Source organism: Methanomassiliicoccus sp., from assembly GCA_033485155.1.
Taxonomy (GTDB): Archaea; Thermoplasmatota; Thermoplasmata; order Methanomassiliicoccales; family Methanomassiliicoccaceae; genus UBA6.
Map to the genome: position 1 here is coordinate 261171 of JAWQJJ010000001.1, position 19145 is coordinate 280315.

Annotated in this window: 19 protein-coding genes; 8 read left to right on the forward strand and 11 right to left on the reverse strand. The window is 60.0% G+C overall.

The window, feature by feature from the left end; translation table 11 throughout:
* Nucleotides 1–42: 42 nt before the first annotated feature.
* The gene (locus tag SA339_01325; GenBank protein ID MDW5561839.1) at nt 43–1482 is read left to right on the forward strand and encodes a radical SAM protein; all 1440 of its coding nucleotides are present in this window, start codon (nt 43–45) and stop codon (nt 1480–1482) included.
* Nucleotides 1483–2030: 548 nt separating this feature from the next.
* On the opposite strand, the gene SA339_01330 is transcribed toward SA339_01325, so the two are convergent.
* Nucleotides 2031–2570, reverse strand: a complete 540-nt coding sequence (locus SA339_01330) for a DUF6325 family protein (protein MDW5561840.1) — start codon at nt 2568–2570, stop codon at nt 2031–2033.
* Between the two features lie 197 nt (nt 2571–2767).
* On the reverse strand, nt 2768–4210 hold the full coding sequence (locus tag SA339_01335) for a DEAD/DEAH box helicase (protein ID MDW5561841.1): 1443 nt from the start codon (nt 4208–4210) through the stop codon (nt 2768–2770).
* Between the two features lie 227 nt (nt 4211–4437).
* Here SA339_01335 and SA339_01340 point away from each other — a divergent pair, with 227 nt between their 5' ends.
* On the forward strand, nt 4438–5004 hold the full coding sequence (locus tag SA339_01340; protein ID MDW5561842.1) for a manganese efflux pump MntP family protein: 567 nt from the start codon (nt 4438–4440) through the stop codon (nt 5002–5004).
* A gap of 4 nt (nt 5005–5008) precedes the next feature.
* Here the strand turns inward: SA339_01340 and SA339_01345 are convergent, their stop codons facing one another.
* Together SA339_01345 and SA339_01350 are read right to left on the reverse strand one after the other, a co-directional pair.
* Nucleotides 5009–6073 (reverse strand): winged helix DNA-binding domain-containing protein, encoded by a 1065-nt coding sequence (locus SA339_01345; protein MDW5561843.1) that lies wholly within the window; start codon nt 6071–6073, stop codon nt 5009–5011.
* 65 nt (nt 6074–6138) lie between these two features.
* Nucleotides 6139–6501, reverse strand: a complete 363-nt coding sequence (locus tag SA339_01350; protein ID MDW5561844.1) for a hypothetical protein — start codon at nt 6499–6501, stop codon at nt 6139–6141.
* A gap of 149 nt (nt 6502–6650) precedes the next feature.
* Between SA339_01350 and SA339_01355 the strand changes: the two genes are divergently transcribed.
* A complete protein-coding gene (locus SA339_01355) occupies nt 6651–6893 on the forward strand; it encodes a thioredoxin family protein (GenBank protein ID MDW5561845.1) in 243 nt (80 codons plus the stop codon).
* A gap of 73 nt (nt 6894–6966) precedes the next feature.
* On the opposite strand, the gene SA339_01360 is transcribed toward SA339_01355, so the two are convergent.
* Nucleotides 6967–7512: a THUMP domain-containing protein gene (locus SA339_01360; GenBank protein ID MDW5561846.1), complete on the reverse strand. Its 546-nt coding sequence runs from the start codon at nt 7510–7512 to the stop codon at nt 6967–6969.
* Nucleotides 7513–7717: 205 nt separating this feature from the next.
* Here SA339_01360 and SA339_01365 point away from each other — a divergent pair, with 205 nt between their 5' ends.
* The 3 genes from SA339_01365 (at nt 7718) to SA339_01375 (ending at nt 11169) form a co-directional block, all read left to right on the forward strand.
* Nucleotides 7718–8626 (forward strand): 4Fe-4S double cluster binding domain-containing protein, encoded by a 909-nt coding sequence (locus SA339_01365; protein ID MDW5561847.1) that lies wholly within the window; start codon nt 7718–7720, stop codon nt 8624–8626.
* Between the two features lie 109 nt (nt 8627–8735).
* Nucleotides 8736–9857, forward strand: coding sequence for a hypothetical protein (locus SA339_01370; protein ID MDW5561848.1), 1122 nt, complete (start codon nt 8736–8738; stop codon nt 9855–9857).
* A 154-nt stretch (nt 9858–10011) separates the two neighbouring features.
* Nucleotides 10012–11169 carry a citrate/2-methylcitrate synthase gene (locus SA339_01375; protein ID MDW5561849.1) on the forward strand — a complete coding sequence of 386 codons (1158 nt, stop codon included), beginning with the start codon at nt 10012–10014 and terminating at the stop codon, nt 11167–11169.
* 32 nt (nt 11170–11201) lie between these two features.
* Here the strand turns inward: SA339_01375 and SA339_01380 are convergent, their stop codons facing one another.
* Nucleotides 11202–11561, reverse strand: a complete 360-nt coding sequence (locus SA339_01380; GenBank protein ID MDW5561850.1) for a hypothetical protein — start codon at nt 11559–11561, stop codon at nt 11202–11204.
* A 260-nt stretch (nt 11562–11821) separates the two neighbouring features.
* On the opposite strand from SA339_01380, the gene SA339_01385 reads away from it, so the two are divergent.
* The gene (locus SA339_01385) at nt 11822–13594 is read left to right on the forward strand and encodes a M3 family oligoendopeptidase (GenBank protein ID MDW5561851.1); all 1773 of its coding nucleotides are present in this window, start codon (nt 11822–11824) and stop codon (nt 13592–13594) included.
* Nucleotides 13595–13677: 83 nt separating this feature from the next.
* A complete protein-coding gene (locus SA339_01390) occupies nt 13678–14418 on the forward strand; it encodes an MIP/aquaporin family protein (protein MDW5561852.1) in 741 nt (246 codons plus the stop codon).
* Nucleotides 14419–14536: 118 nt separating this feature from the next.
* Here SA339_01390 and SA339_01395 read toward each other — a convergent pair whose 3' ends face one another.
* From SA339_01395 to SA339_01415, 5 genes are all read right to left on the reverse strand, one after another.
* Nucleotides 14537–15271, reverse strand: a complete 735-nt coding sequence (locus SA339_01395; protein ID MDW5561853.1) for an ABC transporter ATP-binding protein — start codon at nt 15269–15271, stop codon at nt 14537–14539.
* Nucleotides 15264–16688, reverse strand: coding sequence for an FtsX-like permease family protein (locus tag SA339_01400; GenBank protein ID MDW5561854.1), 1425 nt, complete (start codon nt 16686–16688; stop codon nt 15264–15266). The genes SA339_01395 and SA339_01400 overlap by 8 nt, the downstream gene beginning before the upstream one ends.
* A gap of 166 nt (nt 16689–16854) precedes the next feature.
* Nucleotides 16855–18111: a M48 family metalloprotease gene (locus tag SA339_01405; GenBank protein ID MDW5561855.1), complete on the reverse strand. Its 1257-nt coding sequence runs from the start codon at nt 18109–18111 to the stop codon at nt 16855–16857.
* An 18-nt stretch (nt 18112–18129) separates the two neighbouring features.
* Entirely contained in the window at nt 18130–18576 is a 447-nt protein-coding gene (locus tag SA339_01410; protein ID MDW5561856.1) for a BlaI/MecI/CopY family transcriptional regulator, read from the reverse strand.
* Nucleotides 18577–18625: 49 nt separating this feature from the next.
* Nucleotides 18626–19105, reverse strand: coding sequence for a peroxiredoxin (locus tag SA339_01415; GenBank protein ID MDW5561857.1), 480 nt, complete (start codon nt 19103–19105; stop codon nt 18626–18628).
* Between the last annotated feature and the right edge of the window lie 40 nt (nt 19106–19145).

Here is a 19145-nt window from a genome sequence, read left to right on the forward strand (position 1 = left end):
AATATCATCCAGGCAACTATTTTCGAGCAGGATGGCAAGGTCATGATGGAGAAGTACTGCCCCGACCATGGTAAGATCGTGGATGTCTATTGGTCGGACAAGGACATGTATCTGAGGGCAGAGAGGTTCGCTTATGATGGTGCCGGAATCGATAACCCGGCCATCCCCAACGCCACAGTATGCCCCAACGAATGCGGCCTCTGCCAACTTCACCTCACACATACTTGCCTGACCATGCTCGATTTAACTAATCGCTGCAACCTCAAGTGTCCCATATGCTTCGCGAATGCAAACGCAGCGGGGTACGTTTACGAGCCCTCCTACGATGAAGTCGTCAAGATGCTGCAGATGATGAGAGACGAGAGGCCGGTCCGATCCCCCGCGGTCCAGTTCTCAGGCGGGGAACCGACCATCTACCCCAATTTCATTGATATAATAGCCAAAGCTAAGGAAATGGGGTTCCCCCAGATCATGGCAGCTACTAATGGCATCAAGTTTGCCAAGGACCCTGAGTTCCTCAAAGCCGCGGTGCAGGCAGGCATGAACACGATCTACCTTCAGTTCGATGGTCTACACGATGACATATATAAAGAGTCGAGAGGGGTGCCGCTCCTGGAAACGAAACTGAAGGTCGTGGAGAACGTTCGAAAAAATGAGAGGCCCCCCTCGATCGTCCTCGTTCCGACCGTGGTCAAGAATATAAACGATGACCAGGTGGGCGAGATAGTCAAGTACGCTTTGAAGAACGTTGATGTGGTCCGGGGCATCAATTTCCAACCCGTGGCCTTCACCGGCCGAATCGACCAGGAGGAGCGAAGCAAGCACCGCTACACCCTGCCCGACCTAGTAAAAGACCTGGAGAGCCAAACCGATGGCCAGATCACCAGGGACGACTTCTACCCTGTCCCGGCGGTAGTACCTATCTCCACATTGATATCCACCCTCCTGGAGCAAAGCAAGGTCACTTTAACCGCGCACCCTCACTGTGGCATGGCCACCTATGTGTTTGTCAAGGATGAAAACAACGTGGTACCCCTCACCCGGTTCGTCGAGGTCGAACCCCTCTTCAGGGAGCTGTACGAGCTGAGCGTGAAGGCGGAGAGGTCGAAGGTCAAGTTCCCGTCCAAGGTCAAAGCCCTCAATATCCTCAAGAAGCATATCATCAAGGATAAGGTCCCGGATGGCCTTTCCACCACTAAGTTCCTGCATATGATGGACATGATGTTCGATGATTCCTCGAAGGAGAGTGTGGCCAAATTCTCCTGGAGCATGATGTTCATCGGCGGTATGCATTTCCTGGATAACTATAACTATGACATCGAGAGGGTCAAGCGCTGTGCCATCCATTACTCCACTCCAGACGGTCGCATTATCCCCTTCTGCGCCTACAACGGTGGCCCGACCTACCGCACCGAGATAGAGAAAAGGTTCTCGGTACCTATCGCCGAGTGGCGTAAGAAGCATGGCGAGGAGTACACCTGAACGGCCAGGTGTATGTGAACTTTTCCGGGCCCCAGGCCCAGAAGGTCCTTTATTGACAGCGCCTTGGTCTCGACCATTAGGAATGTCGGTATCTGGCAGGTCGGAATTGAGAGCAGCGATTGCCTCGACCGAGCCATGAAGCATTTGTGTCAGCCGATCCCGATCCGAAATCGCATGAACACAGTCTTCACTATCTCTGGATACAGTGTGCGACAGCTGCCGGCATGTGGCTGCTGCGATCCGAATGAGATTGATGGGGCGGTGGCAAAGGACCCTCGGGAAGCAGGCATGGGTTCAGAGAGGCCAGAGACTATTTGAACATCGTTTCGGGGGGGGGGGGGACGATCTAGGTAGCTATCCCGAGACGAGAATGTTCAGCGATTACTGGCGAACGGTCGACGGGGCGATATTCTCATGATGTTACACTCCGTCAAGGACGAATACTCAAAACGCAGCTCGTCCCATGTATTGAACAACGTTCGCGAAAAAAGGAAATGGTTTTCCTCCGCCCGTGAGTGACATGCGTGGGGCCGGAGGTGCTTCTTCGTCTAGCTTCCCCTTATGGTCGGCATGGACAGCGCCTCACCGATCTGGACGAACAGCTCTGGGGTCAGAAGCCCTTGAGCTAGGACCGTGCCGTCGGAATCCCGCACCGCCTGCTTCAGGCCCTTGGCCCAGAGATGCTCGATGATGACGAATAAGGCCGAGCTGTTGCTGGGAAACGAGTCCAGGACATCATCGATGTCGTCTTGCGAGACGCCGTAGGTGACCTCGTTCTCCAGATCCTCCATCTCGTCCTCTTTGGCGATCTCCGCACCGATACTGGCTCCTTTCTCAGCTCCCTTCTCTCCGCCAGCCCCGAGGCCGATCAGGGCGCCGACGGCGGCTCCCAACCGTTCGACCTGGGCCGGTCCGAGGTCGGAGCCTTCGACCGACATCATATTGCCGTCCTCATCCTTCATTACGAACGCGTAATCGATCAGACGGATGAGGCCCTTGTCCCGCGCGCCTTCCAAGGCCGGAATGATCTCCCCGGAGAACTCGTTCCCGGGAAACCCAATGGCCAGGAATTGCATTGGTCCGTACATTACCATCTTCCCTCCACCTGTACATCGCAGGCCTATCGGAACTTCAGGTGTTCAATGGGCGGTCCGGCACAACGGCCAAGGCCGTCCACCATGCAGACTGGTCCCAGAGGCCATTCCAGCCTCGATAGCTATTGTTCTTAAAACTTGCCTGACGAATCGACGGTGGTTGGGCAGGTTCATGGCGGCCAAGGTCTGGCCTAGACCACCCGTGCCTTCACGGCCTTGCCTCTAAAGGTATGGCCGCAAAGGTTCTTGGTGACCTTGCCAGCATCCTTACCTACGATCTCGACGTAGGTGAGCTTCTCACCCAAGGTTATTTTTCCCACATCTCGGGGGGACAACCCGGTGCCGTTCTTCATCAGCCGCGCGACCTCGGCCTTGCTGATCCCGTCAGCGTTCCCGAAGTTGAGCTCTATCGACCCTTTGTGGTCTTCCGGTCCGCTGGCTCTCACCAGCGGCCTTGTCGGCGCCCTATCCCGAGGCATATGGTGGGTAACGGCGACCCGTTCGGCATCAGGCTGAGGCCGAGGCACGATCTCGATGTCCATCGGCTCTATGGGCTTGCCGGTCCGGAACTCTATCTCCCTGATCCATTTGCGCTCCTCGGGCATGAACAGCGAGATCGCGGTGCCCTTCTCGCCGGCCCGTCCGGTCCTTCCGATGCGGTGGACATAGGTGTCCGGGTCGCTGGGAGGATCGAAGTTGATCACGCAGTCCACTCCATCGATATCCAGCCCCCTGGCCGCCACGTCCGTGGCCACCAGGATCTTGATGGAGCCCTCCTTGAAGCCGCCGATGACCTTCTCCCTCTTGTTCTGCGGTACATCGCCATGGATGGCCGCGGCATGATAATCGTACCTCGCCAGCCTCTTGGCCAGCCGGTCGGCCCGGTGCCTGGTGTGGCAGAACACGATGGTCTTCCGGTCGAACTTGTCGAGGAGGGTACAGAGGGCATCGTGCTTGGCCTCCCTCTCAGCTACGACATAGTGCTGCTTGGTCAGGTCCAGGACCGGTTCGTCCTTGGACACCAGGATCTCCTGGGGGTCGACCATCTGACGCATGGCCAGCTGCTTGATGTCCTGGGACATGGTGGCGGAGAAGAGCAGCGACTGCCGCTTCTTGGGCACCTTCGACAATATGTAATTAAGGTCCTTGGCGAAGCCCATGTCCAGCATTCGGTCCGCCTCGTCCAGCACCACGATCGATATCTTCGAGAGGTTGAGATCGTTCCTGCCCAGGAGGTCCTTGGCCCTACCCGGCGTCGCCACCACGATGTCCGCGCCAGCCCTGAGCTTGTCCACCTGGGGCCCCATGCCCACCCCCCCGTAGATAGGAACACAAGTATGGCCGGTGAACCTGGAAAGCTTGTTCAGCTCCTCCGAGACCTGGTTGGCCAGCTCCCTCGTGGGAACGAGGACCAGCGCGGAGGCGGCCTTCGCCCTCGGCCCGATCCTCTCCAGGATTATTGTTCCGTAGGTGCCGGTCTTCCCCGTCCCGGTCTGGGCCTGGGCGAACATGTCGGCACCCTTCAGGCCGACCGGTATCGCCGCTATCTGAACGGGCGTGGGCTCGCTCCACCCCATGTCGTTCATCGCCCTGATGATGTCCTTGGAGATGTGTAGGTCAGTGAATGCTATCATGATGATCACTCGATACTGAAAAGAAAAACGATCTGCCGATCGCAGACGAATTCGATTTCGGACCGTGTTCGTTATCCTCTTATTTAAACCTGCCCCCGTGACAATATATCGTACGATGCCGAGCTGAGAAAGGAACGGCCGTCCAGGAGCGATCTCTCGCGAGGATAGTGGACCTAGGATAATCTCTTTAACGGCAGATGGCTTGGGGCACTCCTCTGCGTGAGATAATGGACCTGATCACGACCCTCCTCATCGCCGTCGGCCTGGCCATGGACGCGTTCGCCGTGTCGATAGCCAAGGGCATCTCCGTCGATCATGATCGGCGGAGGACGGCGATAATGCTGGCATCGCTTTTCGGCATATTCCAGGCCCTCATGCCGGTGATCGGCTTCCTCGCTGGGGTCGGGTTCCAGGACATCATCAGGGATGTGGACCACTGGATCGCCTTCGGCCTGCTGGCGTTCATCGGTGGGAAGATGATCTATGATGCGGCGAAGAGCGAGGAGGGGGCCGAGGGAGACGAGGTAACGTTGGCCATGGCCCTCGTGCTGGCAGTGGCAACGAGCATCGACGCCCTCATGGTCGGTCTGGGGTTCGCTTTCCTGGAGACCTCCATCGTGGTCCCGGTCGTGATCATCGGGGTCGTGACCTTCGTCCTATCGCTAATCGGCTTCGAGTTCGGCTCCCGCCTGGGTGAATTGTTCGGGAAGCGAGTCCGGATCGTCGGCGGCGCAATCCTGATCCTCATCGGCCTGCGCATTCTTTTAGACCATCTGTTCTTCGGTGCAGGTTAAGGCCCTATCGCACCGACAGTTCGACCCGCTGTCCGAGGAACCTCGCGTAGCGCTCCGCGGCCTCTTTCACTAACTTCAATTCCTCGCCGCTCACCGGGGAGAACGGCCGGGCCTCGACCCTCATACCCCTGCTCCTTGTACCTTTCCACGTGCCGCGGGCCTGTCCATCGATGACGATGGAGGGATAGAAGATGCCATTGCTCGACAGCACCTTAGCGGTGTGCCTGCCGTCCAGCACCGCCCCGCGGTCCCGGTAGCCAATGATGTATTCATCGAAGGCCGGCAGCAGGTGAGCCCTCCCCTCCCGTCCTCCTCGACCATAGGGAGCGGACCAGTAGCTAACCCCGCCGACCACCGCCTCGTCAAGCTGGGGCCGTGCGCTCTCCAGCGCCCTCCTTGCCTCGGTGACGGTGATGCCCGCCCACCATACCAGGTCCTGGACGGTGGCCGGCCCGTGACCCGTGAAATAGCGTCGCGCCAGCTCGGTCAGCGTCTCCTCGCGCGACATAACCTCGGTCCGCGGGACCCATTCGTCGAGGAGGACGATGCTAGCCTCCTTGCCTATCATGGGGCCGAAGCAGATGAGCCCCTCGAGGGCGAGGCGCCGCAGGATGTGATAACCGCGCTGCCCGGCGATCGATATGCCGGCGCTCTCCAGCGTGCTCATCACCTTGCTGCGAGCCAGCGGCCCGGCTTCGAGCGTCCGGGTAAGGACCTCCCTGCTCCGTCCGTAGACCTCCTCGTCGAGATGGAGTTCGGCGTCCCTTCTTTTACTGCCGGAAATGATCTTGGGACCCACCAGAGCCAGCATCCACCGCACGTCCTCGGCCGCGGTAAAGTGCAGTGTGCCTCGCATCAGCCAGGTGCGGACTATGCGCTTCGCCTCCACCGTCCTCTCGACCTCCTGGATCGTCGAACCCACCGAACGGAGCCCGATGGCCCACAGCGCGCTGGTCCGGTCCTGGGCCTGGATCGCCGTCAGGCCGGCGACCGTCTCGTGGGGATCAAGGTAGTTACAGACGACCCCCTGCGCGCACAGGCGGTACGAAGCGAGGTCTGCGGCGGCCATGGTACCGAGAGGGCGACAGGGCCTATATCCCGTTCACGGTTGCCTTCTGGAACTCTCTCGGCGGTTCAGCCCAGTCGCGCCCCGTTGGGCATCGTACGCTCGGGGATGGCCAGGGCGGGAAGGATGCCGTCAGAGTAGCCGATATCGAAGACCATGCCCTCCGACGCCTCGCCCATCATCTTTCTCGGCGCGAGGTTCACCACGAACAGCGTCTGCTTGCCCACCAGCTCCTGGCAGTCCTGGCGCTCTTTCTTCATCCCCGAGAAGATGGTCCGGGTATGGTCGCCGAAGTTGACCCTCATCCGGATAAGCTTGTCCGATCCCTCCACGTCCCGCACCTCCTCGATCGTCCCGATCCGGATGTCGATCATGTCGAGCACGTCTATCTTGATGGTCGGTTTGATCGGGGCAGGGTTAATGTCGTCCATGCTCCTGGCGATAGGGACCGGAGGATATTAGTGCGATGCTGGAGGCATACCTGACCCCCGATCATTATGGCAAATAGTATTTGCCAGGGGCCTGCATTAGGAGAATAAACGAGGTCGGAGTTCCAGCCTCGCAGAGGACGGGGTACAAGATGAAGATCGAGGTCTATGTCATCGGCTGCGCCAAGTGCAAACGGCTTGAGCGCAACCTCGAGCAGGCCCTGCGCGAGCTGGGCAGGGAGGATGAGATCGTCAGGCTCGAGGATATCGAGGAGATCAAGCGGCGGGGCGTGATGAGGGCGCCCGTCCTGTTCATCGACGGAGAGGTCAAGTGCGTGGGAGTGGTGCCCGGTGTGGAAGACCTGAAGGCCATGCTCACCGGAGGCCAGGCCTGAGAGGTGAAGCCCGCTCTAAGCGTGGCTGGATCACCCGATGCACGGGACGATCGAGGTGTAGGCGAGACGATGATCAGGCCATCTGGGTTAGGCCTGCCTCCAGCCGTATCTTGTTGGCGTCGATGATCTCATCCCTGTTGAGCACGGAGATCGCCGCCATGCTCCCCAGTACCTCGACGGCAATGACCTTCTGAGGATGCTTCAGATCGACCCTTCCCTTCTGGATGCTATCGGTGAGGGTCAGCATGAGCTCCTCGGAGTGCTTGGGGTGGTGACGCTTGTGCACGTGCATCATCCAGCTCTCGTTCTCCCCTATGCTTTCAGCCGCTTCGTTGACCGCGTCGATCATCTTGTCCTCGTCGGCCTCGACCCACACGTCCACCGGTACCCAGTGATAGGTATGGCTCAGCATTTCGGGGTAATCGTGGAGTTCTTTCCTGATGTCCGCCACCGTCTCCTTGGCGTTCCCGCTCACTTTGACGCAGAACACCCCATCGACGTTCGAGCGCTCGATATCCTCCACCTTCCCGCCGACCTCTTCGATCCGTCCCCGTACCTCCCTTTCGGCCAACCCCGATTGGTTGGGGTGGAAGGTAACAAGCAGATTGTAGTTCTCCATCGGTTCCACCGAGGATTCTACTGGAGCGGAACGCTATTGATGTTTTTGGTGGCATCATCGGTCCACCCCCATCGACCGCCCTCAATCCTGTGGATTAGGTCCCAGACGGAGAACCGCCGGGTCATCGGAGGCTTCCACCGCAGGGATTATCACCGATGCGGTCGATGACCACACGCATGCCCCGCGACCGCAGGGGATGTGAGTGATGAGCATGATGCGCCTGACGCTAACGCAGCAGATGGAGAGGTCGGGGTTCCAGGCCCGCACGGTCTCGGTGGACCATCTTGAGGACCTCCGCAAGGACATCGAGACATTAAGGGAGAGCATGGACCCTTTGTTCTACGAGGAGTACATCCCCGCCTTCCATTTTGAGCTGCCGAGGAGCATGCCGGATGCCCAGAGCTTGATTGTGCTGGCCAGGCCCCAACCCTCGCTTATGGTAACCCTCAGGCACGACGGACAGATGTGGCCCCTCACCATCCCGCCGACCTACGCCGATGCGTCAAAGGCGGACGAGGATGCGGTGGAAGCGCTCAACGCCGCGCTCAGCCCCCAGACCTATCGCTTCATCAAGGCTCGGCTCCCCCTCAAGGCTCTGGCCGCCAGGAGCGGGTTGGCCAAGTATGGCCGGAACAACATCACCTACATCCCTAGGTTCGGGAGCTTCCACCGCCTGACTGCGTTCTACAGTGACCTCCCGTGCACCGAGGACCAGTGGCAGGACCCTGAGGTGCTTCCGGGCTGCGAGGGATGCTATGCCTGCATGCGGGGATGCCCCACCGGTGCGATACCCGAGGACCGCTTCCTCGTCCGCGCGGAGAGGTGCCTGACCTACATGAACGAGAAAGACACCAGCGTTCCGTTCCCCTCCTGGGTCGATCCCCAGGCGCATAACGCCCTGGTGGGGTGCATGCGCTGTCAACGGCTGTGCCCATACAACAAGGCGGCCCTGGACTTCGTCGCGGCCCGCGGTGAACTCTCCGAGGAGGAGACCGCTCTGCTGCTGAGCGGGAAGAGGGAGGGCGAGTCCGCGTTCGCGCTCGACGAGAAGCTCAGAGGCATGGGATTGGATCCGGCGCTCTTCCCCCGCAACCTCGAGGTTCTTCTGCGATAAGCCTCGGTTCGAGAGCGAAAATCAACTTCGTCAGCTGACGATAAAAATGGCCAGTATCGAACAGCAACCTTATCTAGTACGGAGCTGGTTAGCCAAGCCGGGGGTCGGCTTGAGAAAGGGAAGTCTAATCGGCATCGGGATTGTATCGGCTATCATCGTAGTCGCCGTTATCGTCGCTTCGTCCTATGGGTCGGGGGGTCCCCGGCTGTCCGCGGCCCAGGATGGATCGGGAGACGACCACCTCGCCGACAATGATACCAAGGCGACCAGTGCTGGTGCGATACGCCAGGTCATGACGCTTCGCACCGATCTGAGCGGCAGCGTAATCGTCTCCGATCGCCCGTTCTTCCTGCAGCTCAGGGACTCCATCGATCCAGGAAACGGCTCCGTCGTCGCCACCGAGGTCGTGAAGGTGACGGGCGGGGTGCTGGGAGATGTCGATGTGCGGACCTTCGAGGCCGGGAGCACCACGACTTCGTGGTCGCCGGTCAACGCCACCGACGGGGTGGAGGGAGCTCTCACCCGCGCCGAGGGCATATACTTCCCGATAGTTGGCAACGTCACCACTCTGATGATGATCACCATCGGCGTTCCCGGAACGTACACCGTCAGCGTGAACGCCACCGACGCGGTCAACGGTACCTCGCTGGCCCCTCCGGTGACCATGAGCATCGTGGTCCAGGGCGCCGCGGCCTCGTACCTTTTCGACCGCCCCTCGGTGTCCCCCGGATACATGAGTGAGTGGAGCCTTCGGATGAGCAACGGCTCATCAATGTCCTTCACCGTCGCTTCCAACACTACTCCTCTGTGGAAGAGCACCGAGGTCTATCCGGCGATGTACAACTGGACGGTCACGGTGATAAACCCCGACGGCATGATCGCCTACGATAACCTCTCCGAGTACAATGCTGGCAATCCGACTTTGGACCCCGCTAACCTGATAAACACCTCGGTCGATTCGACATGGAGCTGGGGCGTAGGGAGCCCCTTGCATGTGATATGGGACCACACCCATGGCGCAAGGATGGAGGGCAGCGCGGTGACTACTCCCACCACCAAGGAGCTGTACCAGGGGGGTACCCAGGCGGCGTGGGCGGACGGGACCTGGGAGCCATATGGGGACGGGGACGTAACCTTCCACCAGACCGGCCACTACATCTTCATGTTCACCCTGACCAAGAACGGCCAGGCGGTGTCGGAACCCCTTGTCCTGGAGACCATCGTTTCCTGAGGTCACCCCGTCTAGGCTTACGTGAGAAGGCAGAGCAACTGTCTACGATCCTGGAAAATGATGCCCTCGAGCAGCATATGATTATACGTTTCCAGGACTAAATTTCTATATCACGTCGCAATTAAGTTGAGTAGTTTGGAGAGCAGGTGCACAGATGGTCGCTACCGAGAACAAGGGCCTCAGGGGGATAGTGGCCGCCACCACCCACATCAGCAACGTGGATGGTGCGGCAGGCAAGTTGACCTATCGAGGCTACAGCATAGAGGACCTGGCCCGGGAGTCCACGTTCGAGGAGGTGGCCTATCTCCTCATCCACGGCACCCTCCCTACAGCCGACCAGCTAGCGGATTTCTCTCGCGACCTTGCCGCACACCGAAAGCTCCCCAGCGCCTTCATCGCCTCCCTGGACATGTTGCCGATGAACACCCCGCCGATGGCCATATTGCAGGCTGGGGTATCGCTCCTCGCCGGCTATGACCCGGACATCTACGATGAGTCGATGGAGGCCAACCAACGGAAGGCCATGCGGGTCATCGGACTGATGCCCACCATCATCGCCGCGTGGAAGCGGCTGAAGAACAACCAGGGCTCGGTGGAGCCAGACGAGTCTCTTCCCCATGCCACTAACTTCCTGCACATGATCAAGGGCCGCAGGCCGTCGGAGGAGATGGCCCGGTTCATGGACGTGTCCATGATCTTGCACGCCGAGCACACTTTCAATGCCTCCACCTTCACCGCGAGGGTGGTCGCGTCCACCGGGGCGGACATGTACGCCTCGCTGGCCGCGGGCATAGGGGCGCTCTCGGGCCCGTTGCACGGCGGGGCCAACGCCCAGGTCATGAGGAACCTGCTGGATACAAAGGACCCAGAGAACGTGGAGGCCTGGGTTGAGGACCAGTTCAAGCGAGGGAAGAGGGTCTCGGGTATGGGGCACGCGGTGTACAAGACCATCGATCCCCGGGCCAGGATCCTCCAGAACATGGCCCAGTCAGTGGTCAAGGACCACCCCGAGTACCGGTGGTACGAGATGACCGAGCGGATGGCCCTGGCCACTCAGGACGTCCTCAGGAAGAAGAAGGGCAAGGAGATCTACCCCAACGTCGATCTATACAGCGCTTCGGTATACCACGCCATGGGCATCCACCACGAGTTCTTCCCCGCGGTCTTCGCCATGTCTCGCTCGGCCGGATGGTGCGCCCACATCCTTGAGGAAAAGTTCCCCCACCGGCCGGTGAAGCCCACCCTCTACCGCCCGGAGAGCACCTATGTCGGCCCGTGTGAGCGGGAGTGGGTGCCCATTGACGAGCGGTGAGCCCGTCAACGGTTCTGAATAGTAAAAAAAGTTCACTGGCCCCAGAGGCCGGTGCGGAAGCGCTCGACCTGCCAGGCCAGCCAAGCTTCGCCTCCCTCGGTCCTCTCTACCGTGGCGGCGATGTCGTCGAGACCCTGCTCACGGAGCCATCGCTTGACATTCTGGGGGGTCATCATGCGCTGGACCTTGGGAAACATCCTGGTCCACTGGCGGACCTCCCGGGGACCGCGGACCCCCTCGCTCGCGGCGTTCTCCGTCCACAGGTGGTACAGGTCGATGTTGTTGGCGATGGCCTCGCGCAGGTTGTTGCATTGCGGTCCAGAGTATTTTTCCAGATAGTTGCAGAGGATCCCTGACACGATGCTCTCGCTGACGCCGGAGAACAAGCCCATGTCAAAGGCCTCCAGTCACGCTAGGCCCGTAAGGCCGTATGTTCGATGGTACATCATCCCCTGATCGAGGGATGGTGTTGTTGCTCATGTATTCGAGCAGCGCCGATCAGTTCATAAGTTCTTGGAGACTGGAATCATCAACGATAATAGTTTGTCCTCCTGATGTGAGCGACGTCCTTATGGTGACGTCCGCCGGCCCAGGTCAGGGCAGCCCATGCCCAGGTTTTTTATCGGGCCCGACCATCCCTCGTTCGATCGAGATGTCGGAGATGAATTGGGACCTGTCGGTGCTGGTCGAGAGCACTCAGCCGGAGCGGATCAGGGAATTGCTCGCGGCGATGGTCGCGGACTACGCGCGGTTCGCCCATAGTTACCGTGGCCGGATCGAGGAGTTGAATCCTGTGGGCCTGGCGGAGATGCTCAGGGCCAAGGACGAACTCTTCCTAAGGCACGAGGGCGTCATGACCTATTGCATGCTGACCTTCACCGCCGACCAGTCCGACCCGGTGGCCAACGCCCTCAATCATGCCAGCTCCCGGGCGGCGACCGAGGCCGACCAGCACACCGCTTTCCTGTCGGTGGAGCTGGGCCGCCTGCTGGCCGCCCGCCCCCAGCTGATCGACGAACCTTCCCTGCGAGACCATCGTCACTACCTCGAGCGCTACCTCCGCATCGCGCCGCACCTGCTGTCGGAGCAGGAGGAGAAGCTGGTCTCGGCCAAGGACCGCACGGGCGTATCCGCATGGTCGAAACTGCAGAGCAAATGGCTCAGCTCCCGCCGATTCCGCATGACGATCAAGGGGGAGGAGAAGGTCCTGTCCATGGGGGAGATGGTGCCCTACATCTACGACCCGGATCGCGAGACCAGGAAGGCCGCCTATCTGGCCATGGGAACCACCTTGAGCGAGGACCGTCTGCTGTGGTCCGATGCCCTCGCCGCCATCTGGACCGATCACATCGAGATGGGGAAGCTGCGATCGTACCCTTCGCCCCTCACCTCCAGTCTCATTGCCAACGATGTCGAGGAGAGGACCATCACCACCCTGATGGAGGTAGTGAGGAAGAACGCCCCGGTGTGCCAGCGGTACTTCGCGATCAAGGCGGGTCTGCTCGGCCTGGATCGACTGGGCAACTGGGACCTGCGCGCCCCCCTCCCCGGCATGGTGGACGCCGAGAGGACCTGGGAGGAGGCCCGGGAGCTGTTGATCGCAGTATATGCGCACTTCGATCCCCAGTTCGGAGAGTGGGTCGAGGATATGTTCGACCGTCGCCGTCTTGACGGTCAGGTCCGTAAAGGGAAGAGGACCGGAGCGTTCTGCGACACCTGGGTGGGCGGCAAATCGGCATTCATTCTGTCGAGCTACAACGGCCGGGTGAACGACATGTACACCCTCGCCCACGAGCTGGGGCACGCGGTGCACGCATATCTCTATACCAGGGAGCAGAACCCGAGCAACTGCAGCGTCAGCCTGTGCGTGGCCGAGTGCGGCAGCATGTTCGGGGAACTGCTCCTGACCGAGCGCCTGCTGGCCGAGGCGGCATCGGATGAGGAGAAGCGCTCTGTACTGGTGAGGGTGATGAACAGCTTCGCCCAGACCGTGTATCAGGAAGGCTTCCGGTACTTCTTCGAGATGGATATGGCCAAGGCGGTCGCGGAGGGCAGGTTCCTCGACGGGGATGCCATAGCCGACCTGTGGATGAAGGCTCAAAGGTCCCTGTACGGTGACATCGAGTACCTGCCGGAGACGCGGTGGGACTGGGCCAGATTCCCCCATCACTACTTCGCCGACATCCGATTCTACGAATATCCCTACGTCTTCGCCCAGCTGTTCGTGTTCGCCCTGTTCCGGCTGTATCGGGAGCAGGGGGCGGCATTCGTGCCGAAGTTCAAGGCCCTGCTCTCCGCCGGGTCCAGCCAGTCGCCCCTCCAGCTCGCCTCCGAGCTCGGGTTCGACATCGGTCAGGAGGAGTTCTGGCAGAAGGGAATCGACCAGGCCAAGGAGTACCTGGCGGAGCTGGAGCGGCTAGGCTGAGGATGTCGGTGATCTAATTATTTGAGTATTGAATCAATTATTAATAATTCAAACACATTGGGTCCTGGCTAGGTGAAGGTCAAATGCCCACGCTGAAGCAGAACCTACTAGCCGAGTTCATCGGATCGCTGTTCCTGGTCGTTGTGGCCATTGCGTCCACAATCCTGCCCTTCAACGTCCTGGGCGGCGACATGGCCCTATCAGTATTCGTCAATGCCTTCGCTGTAGCACTAGTCTTATTCGCATTGATCGAGACTTTTGCCTCCATCTCTGGTGCACATTTCAACCCTGCTGTCACCATCGCTCTCCTCGTCTCCAAGGACGTGCGGCCTCGTGTGGCCGCGTGTTACATCGCGGCCCAGTTCGCGGGAGGCTTTATCGGGCTTCTCACCGCCCACCTCATGTTCTACGATACCACGAGTACTCTCCTGGTCCTGTCGGACAACGTAAAGAGCCCGGCCACTTTCTTCTCAGAGTTCGTGGGAACCTTCATGCTGGTCGGAGTCATTATCGGATGTGTCCGTGGTGGCTCCAGCAAGACATCCCTGGCCGTGGCTTTCCTGGTCGGCGGACTGCTGGTAACGACTTCCAGTACTATGTTCGCCAACCCCATGGTTACCTTCAATCGCATGTTCACGTATGCTATCTGTGGGATCGCCCCGCAGAGCGCGGTGTTCTTCATAATCGCTGAGATCCTCGGGGCCCTAGCCGCATCACTGACCTTCTGCTACATATTCCCCTCCCGAGTCCAGGATAAATGTGACCCATATGATTGTAGGAAACCGTCCCTGATCAGGTTGCCGCCCACCAATGGGAGGACTTGAAAAAAAGGGTCAATCTGTAGCTCCGAACACTTCTCTGAGGGACCCGGGGTCGCCCCCGGGGAAAGGGTTTGGAAGCGGTTTACGGGTGTCGGTTTCGCTTTGCTAGGTCATCGCTAGATTACTCCTCATCCTCCTCGTCCTCCGGTCCGGGGAGGGTCTGCACAGACTGCTTCTTGTTCGACCGCACGGTGCCATCCTTGATGAACACCACCCGCCCCATCATCGAGGCCACCCGATTGTCGTGGGTGACCATGATGGTGGTCATCCCGTGCTCCTGATTCAGTTTACGCAGGAGGCGGACGATTTCCATCTTGTTCTTCGAGTCCAGGTTTCCGGTTGGCTCGTCCGCCAGGAGGATCGCCGGGTCGTTGGCCAGGGCCCGGGCGATGGCCACCCGCTGCTGTTCCCCGGCGCTGAGCTTGTTCGGCCGGTGCTCGCCGCGGTCGGCCAGGCCTACCGTTGCCAGCAGCGCCTTGGCCTTATCCCGCCGTTCCTGCTTGGTCAGACCGGTCAGCTCCATGGGGAGCTCGACGTTCTCCTGGGCGTTCAGGAATGGCATTAGGTTGAAGCTCTGGAACACGAAGCCGATCTTCTTGCTCCGGATCTCCGACAACTGCCCCTCGGATAGGTCGGTGACGTCCAGGCCGTCTATGGCCAGCCGGCCCTCGGTCGGTCGATCCAGGCATCCCAGGATGGTAAGGAGCGTAGTCTTGCCGGAACCGGAGGGGCCCTTGATGGCGATGGATTCGCCCCTCTCGACCTCGAGGTTCACCCCCCTGATCCCGATGACGTTGCGCTCTCCCATCTCGAACACCCTGGTCAGGCTATCGGCCTTCAGCACGTTCTCACTCATTCTTAAGCGCCTCCACAGGTCTGGTTCTGGACGCCCTCCAGGCGGGATACATGCTCCCCACCGCTCCCATGGCCACCACCAGCAGGAAGGCGATGGCCACCCACGTGAGATCCGGTTGAATGGCCAGGCTGGAGGCCTGCTGCACGCCGCGCCCCGCCTGTTCGGTCGTGGACGAGGGCAGGAGGAGGGAGGAGAGAGTGGATGAGCTGATCCATCCAATTGCCGCTCCCACCGCCCCGGCAATGGCCGCCACGATTGTCCCCTCGAGCACGAACTGGGCGATCACCGCTCTCTTGCTGAACCCCAAGGTCTTGAGGACCCCGATCTCCTTGGTCCGTTCCTTGACAGTGTACAGCATGACGAACAGGATGATGAGCCCGGTGGCGACCACGGCGATGATCATCAGCTGGGTCGCGGTGTTCTGGGTCTGCTGCAATGTCGTCTCAGCGTTGCTCAGGGTCTTCTCGCTCATCTCTTGGAGCGCGGTGAGCTGGGCCAGCCTATCGGCCATGGTGGAGACGGTCACATCGCTGTAGGCCAGCTTGATGGCCGAGGCGATGGTGCTCACATCATCGCTGTTCTCCGCATACACGTACAGGTAGGAGACCGATGTGCCCATTGCGTAGATCTCTTGGGCATCGGCGATGCTCATGAATACGGTGCGGTTGCCCATGGTGGAGGTGTTCTGGTAGATGCCGACCACGGTGAAGGTCTGGTTCTGGATAGTAACGGTGCCGCCCAGCTCGGTATCGTAGTAGGCGGTCAGGTTCTCGGTCAGGAGGACCGACCCGGTCTCGTTGGCATAGAGGTTCCTTCCCTCCAGGATGGTGGTGGGCAGCACGCTGTAGTTACTGATGGCGTTCTCGGTGAGGGTCACGCCCAGCACCTTGACCACGTCGGACAGCATGTTTCTCATGCTGGTCATGTCCGGCATGGTGCCGTTCATGCCTGATGGGGGAACGCCTCCGCTCGGCATGGTGCCGTTACCGCCTCCGAAGAAGTCGTCCCTGGACGGCATGCCCTCGGTCATGCTGACGTAGGGAATGACCGACTCCACCCCGTCCAGCGCTTCTACGGTCTCCATGACCGTCTCGTTGATCTCCGAAGAGCTCCCGGAACTGGACCGCGACATCTCCCCGCCCTGCTGACTGGTCGAGCTGCCGGTGTTGCCGACCTCGATAAGGGACGATGTGTTCTCTATCTCCGCGGCCTGCGTGGCGTAATCCACTCCCATCTGATCGTTCAACTGCTCCACCGCCGACTGGCTCGCGTTCAAGCCCGCCGGTATGGACACCATGATGGCCATCGAGACGCTGATGGCCACAACAGCGAGGAGGACGCGTACCTTCCGGCGCGCGATGTTCCTCACGGCCCTGCTGGCTATTCCCAAAGTGATGCACCTCGCAAAGGGCCTCATCGGCCCATGCATTCCACCAATTACTACGAGCCTATAATAATGTTACTATTAGAGATAGTAGCATATAGAGGAGACCTCCGCCCCAAGCTGTTCGGACTGGGTGGGGGAAACAAATGGAGAGGCCGAAGGTCTCCGTTTCATCGATGGGTGCGGGCGTATAAAAATATTACTTCGAGTGATAGTAACTACTATGACAAATAGTGGTATTTTGCCGGGCCCATTGGTCGAAGTGTGGACGATCGCCATGGATCAGGGGGTGATGGCCTCCCTCGTCCCACGATGCATGGTATGCCAACTCCCGGGGTCCCAGGTCCGGCAGGACCTCGGTCGGGACATGGGGAGATAGCACGCTGTCAAGTATGTCTGCCCTGACCTCTCCCATGCTGACAACAAGGGCGATCCCTGCCAGGACAACCGCCAGGGAAAGGAGTAGGCAGGCGGTGGGACCGAGCCTTCGGCGGATGCACTCATCGCTGAACTGCCTGGTGCGGTCGGCGAGGGAGGGATGGTCGGACATCAGGGATCCCCGCTCCAGGAGCGATAGGGTCATGCTCAGGCCGAACCGGGAAGCCAGCGACGGTCGGGAGGTGTCCCGCTCGCATATCGTAGTCACCTTTTCGATTGCCCGTATCAGCGATGCCCTCTCTCCCATGACTGATCCCGCGGTCTCGTCCGCCAGACGCTCCCGTTCCCGATGAGCGGCCCTGGCCGCCAGGTGGGCTGCGGGATGGAAGAAGAACATCCAGGCCAGCGCTTTGGTCGACGCCTTGAACCACAGGTCGCGGTTCTTGATGTGCGCTAGCTCGTGGGCGGCTACCGCTTGGAGCTCCAGCCGATCGAGCACGGTGAGCACGCCCAGAGAGAATACCACAGTGGCCCCCCTTCCGGTGCCGAAGGTGAAGGCATTAGGGCGGAGGTCCTCTACCAGTCCGATCCGCGGTACGGGAACACCCAGCCGTCCTGCGATCTCCTCCACGTCCGAGGTGAGCTCGGGAAAATCCGTCCGCTGCAGGTCCACGACCTGAAGCAGTCTTCGAGTCAGACGGGCGGAGAAAGTGAGGGAGACCGCCACGGAGAGCGCCCCAAGGATCAGGCCCACGACCCCCAATGTCCCGGTGATCGAGAGGACGCTACGCACCGCCGTCCCGGTGGCGGGGACGAACGCCACGCCCGGCGGAGCCTGTGCGTCGACCAGCTGATGGGGCAGGAACTCCATCGCTGACGGTACGGTGATCGAAGGAGGAAAGAGAAGCAGGGTCAGGAGGGCGGCGCCCATGGGCGCGACCAGGAGAACGCTCTTCCGCCCCGCTCCCCACGTTCCGTTGATCCTTATCAGTAGGACCGAGATGACCATGACTATGGCCATCATGGCCGTGGAGTAGTAGAAGGACGGTTGCATCAGCTGCAGAACAATCTGGTCCACCAACTCCAGGCAATCACCTCATCGCTCTTCCTCGATCCTGCCCAACTCTCTCTTCAACCGCTTGAGTCCCTCTTTATCCATCGAGACCCTCTCCACGAAGCAGTCGGTCACCTTCTCCCCGAACTTGTCGATCAGGCTGTCCAGGACCCCTTGGATGGCGGTCCGTTCGAAGGCCTCCTTCTCCAGCTTCGGCCAGTAGGCGTAGTGTAGTCCACCCTTGCCGCTCTTCACCTCACGGTCCAGCAGTCCCTTCTCGTAGAGGCGGTTCATGGTGGTCATGATGGTGGTATACGCAAGGTTGCTGTCCTTGCCCATTGATTGGTGTACCTCTCTGACAGTGAGGGGTCGCTTGCCCGATGACCAAATGGTGTCCAGTATCTTGGACTCCAGAGGCCCCAGGAAGGAATCGGTGCTTATCCCTTCCAGGCTGTACTGGGGGAGGATGCATTTCTCCTTGGCGCACATCTTGTTCAGCTATTATATTGCGTAGTAGCTATTGAATGTTGCGCATCTACTAGCGATCGAGGACCGTTTGTTCGTTGATCTCACGAAGGACCCTGAGGGCCTCGGAGATGTGCTTCCGGGGCTGCATCTGGGACGAAAAAACCATCCGGATGATGCCCTGCTTGTCGATCAGGTAAGTGACCCGGCCGGGCGTTCTAGCAGCCCCCCACGCCCCATACATATCCCTTACTTTGTCCTCGGGATCGCTGAGCAGGGTGAAGGGCAGATCATGCTCCTCGGCGAACTTCTTATGCGACTCCACCGGGTCCGCGGAGATCCCGATGACCTCCGCTCCGTTCTTCAGGAACTGCTCGTGCATCTCTCGGAACTCATGGGCTTCCATGGTGCAGCCGGCGGTGAAGTCCTTGGGATAGAAGTACACCACCAGGGCCTTCCTGCCGATCAGTGCTCCGACGTCGATTTCCTTTCCGTTCTGGTCCCGGAGGGTGAACACCGGGGCGGCGGTCCCGACCTTAAGGTTCTTCGACATGGTGATCGGAATGCTATCCGACCGCCGGGCTCATAAAATA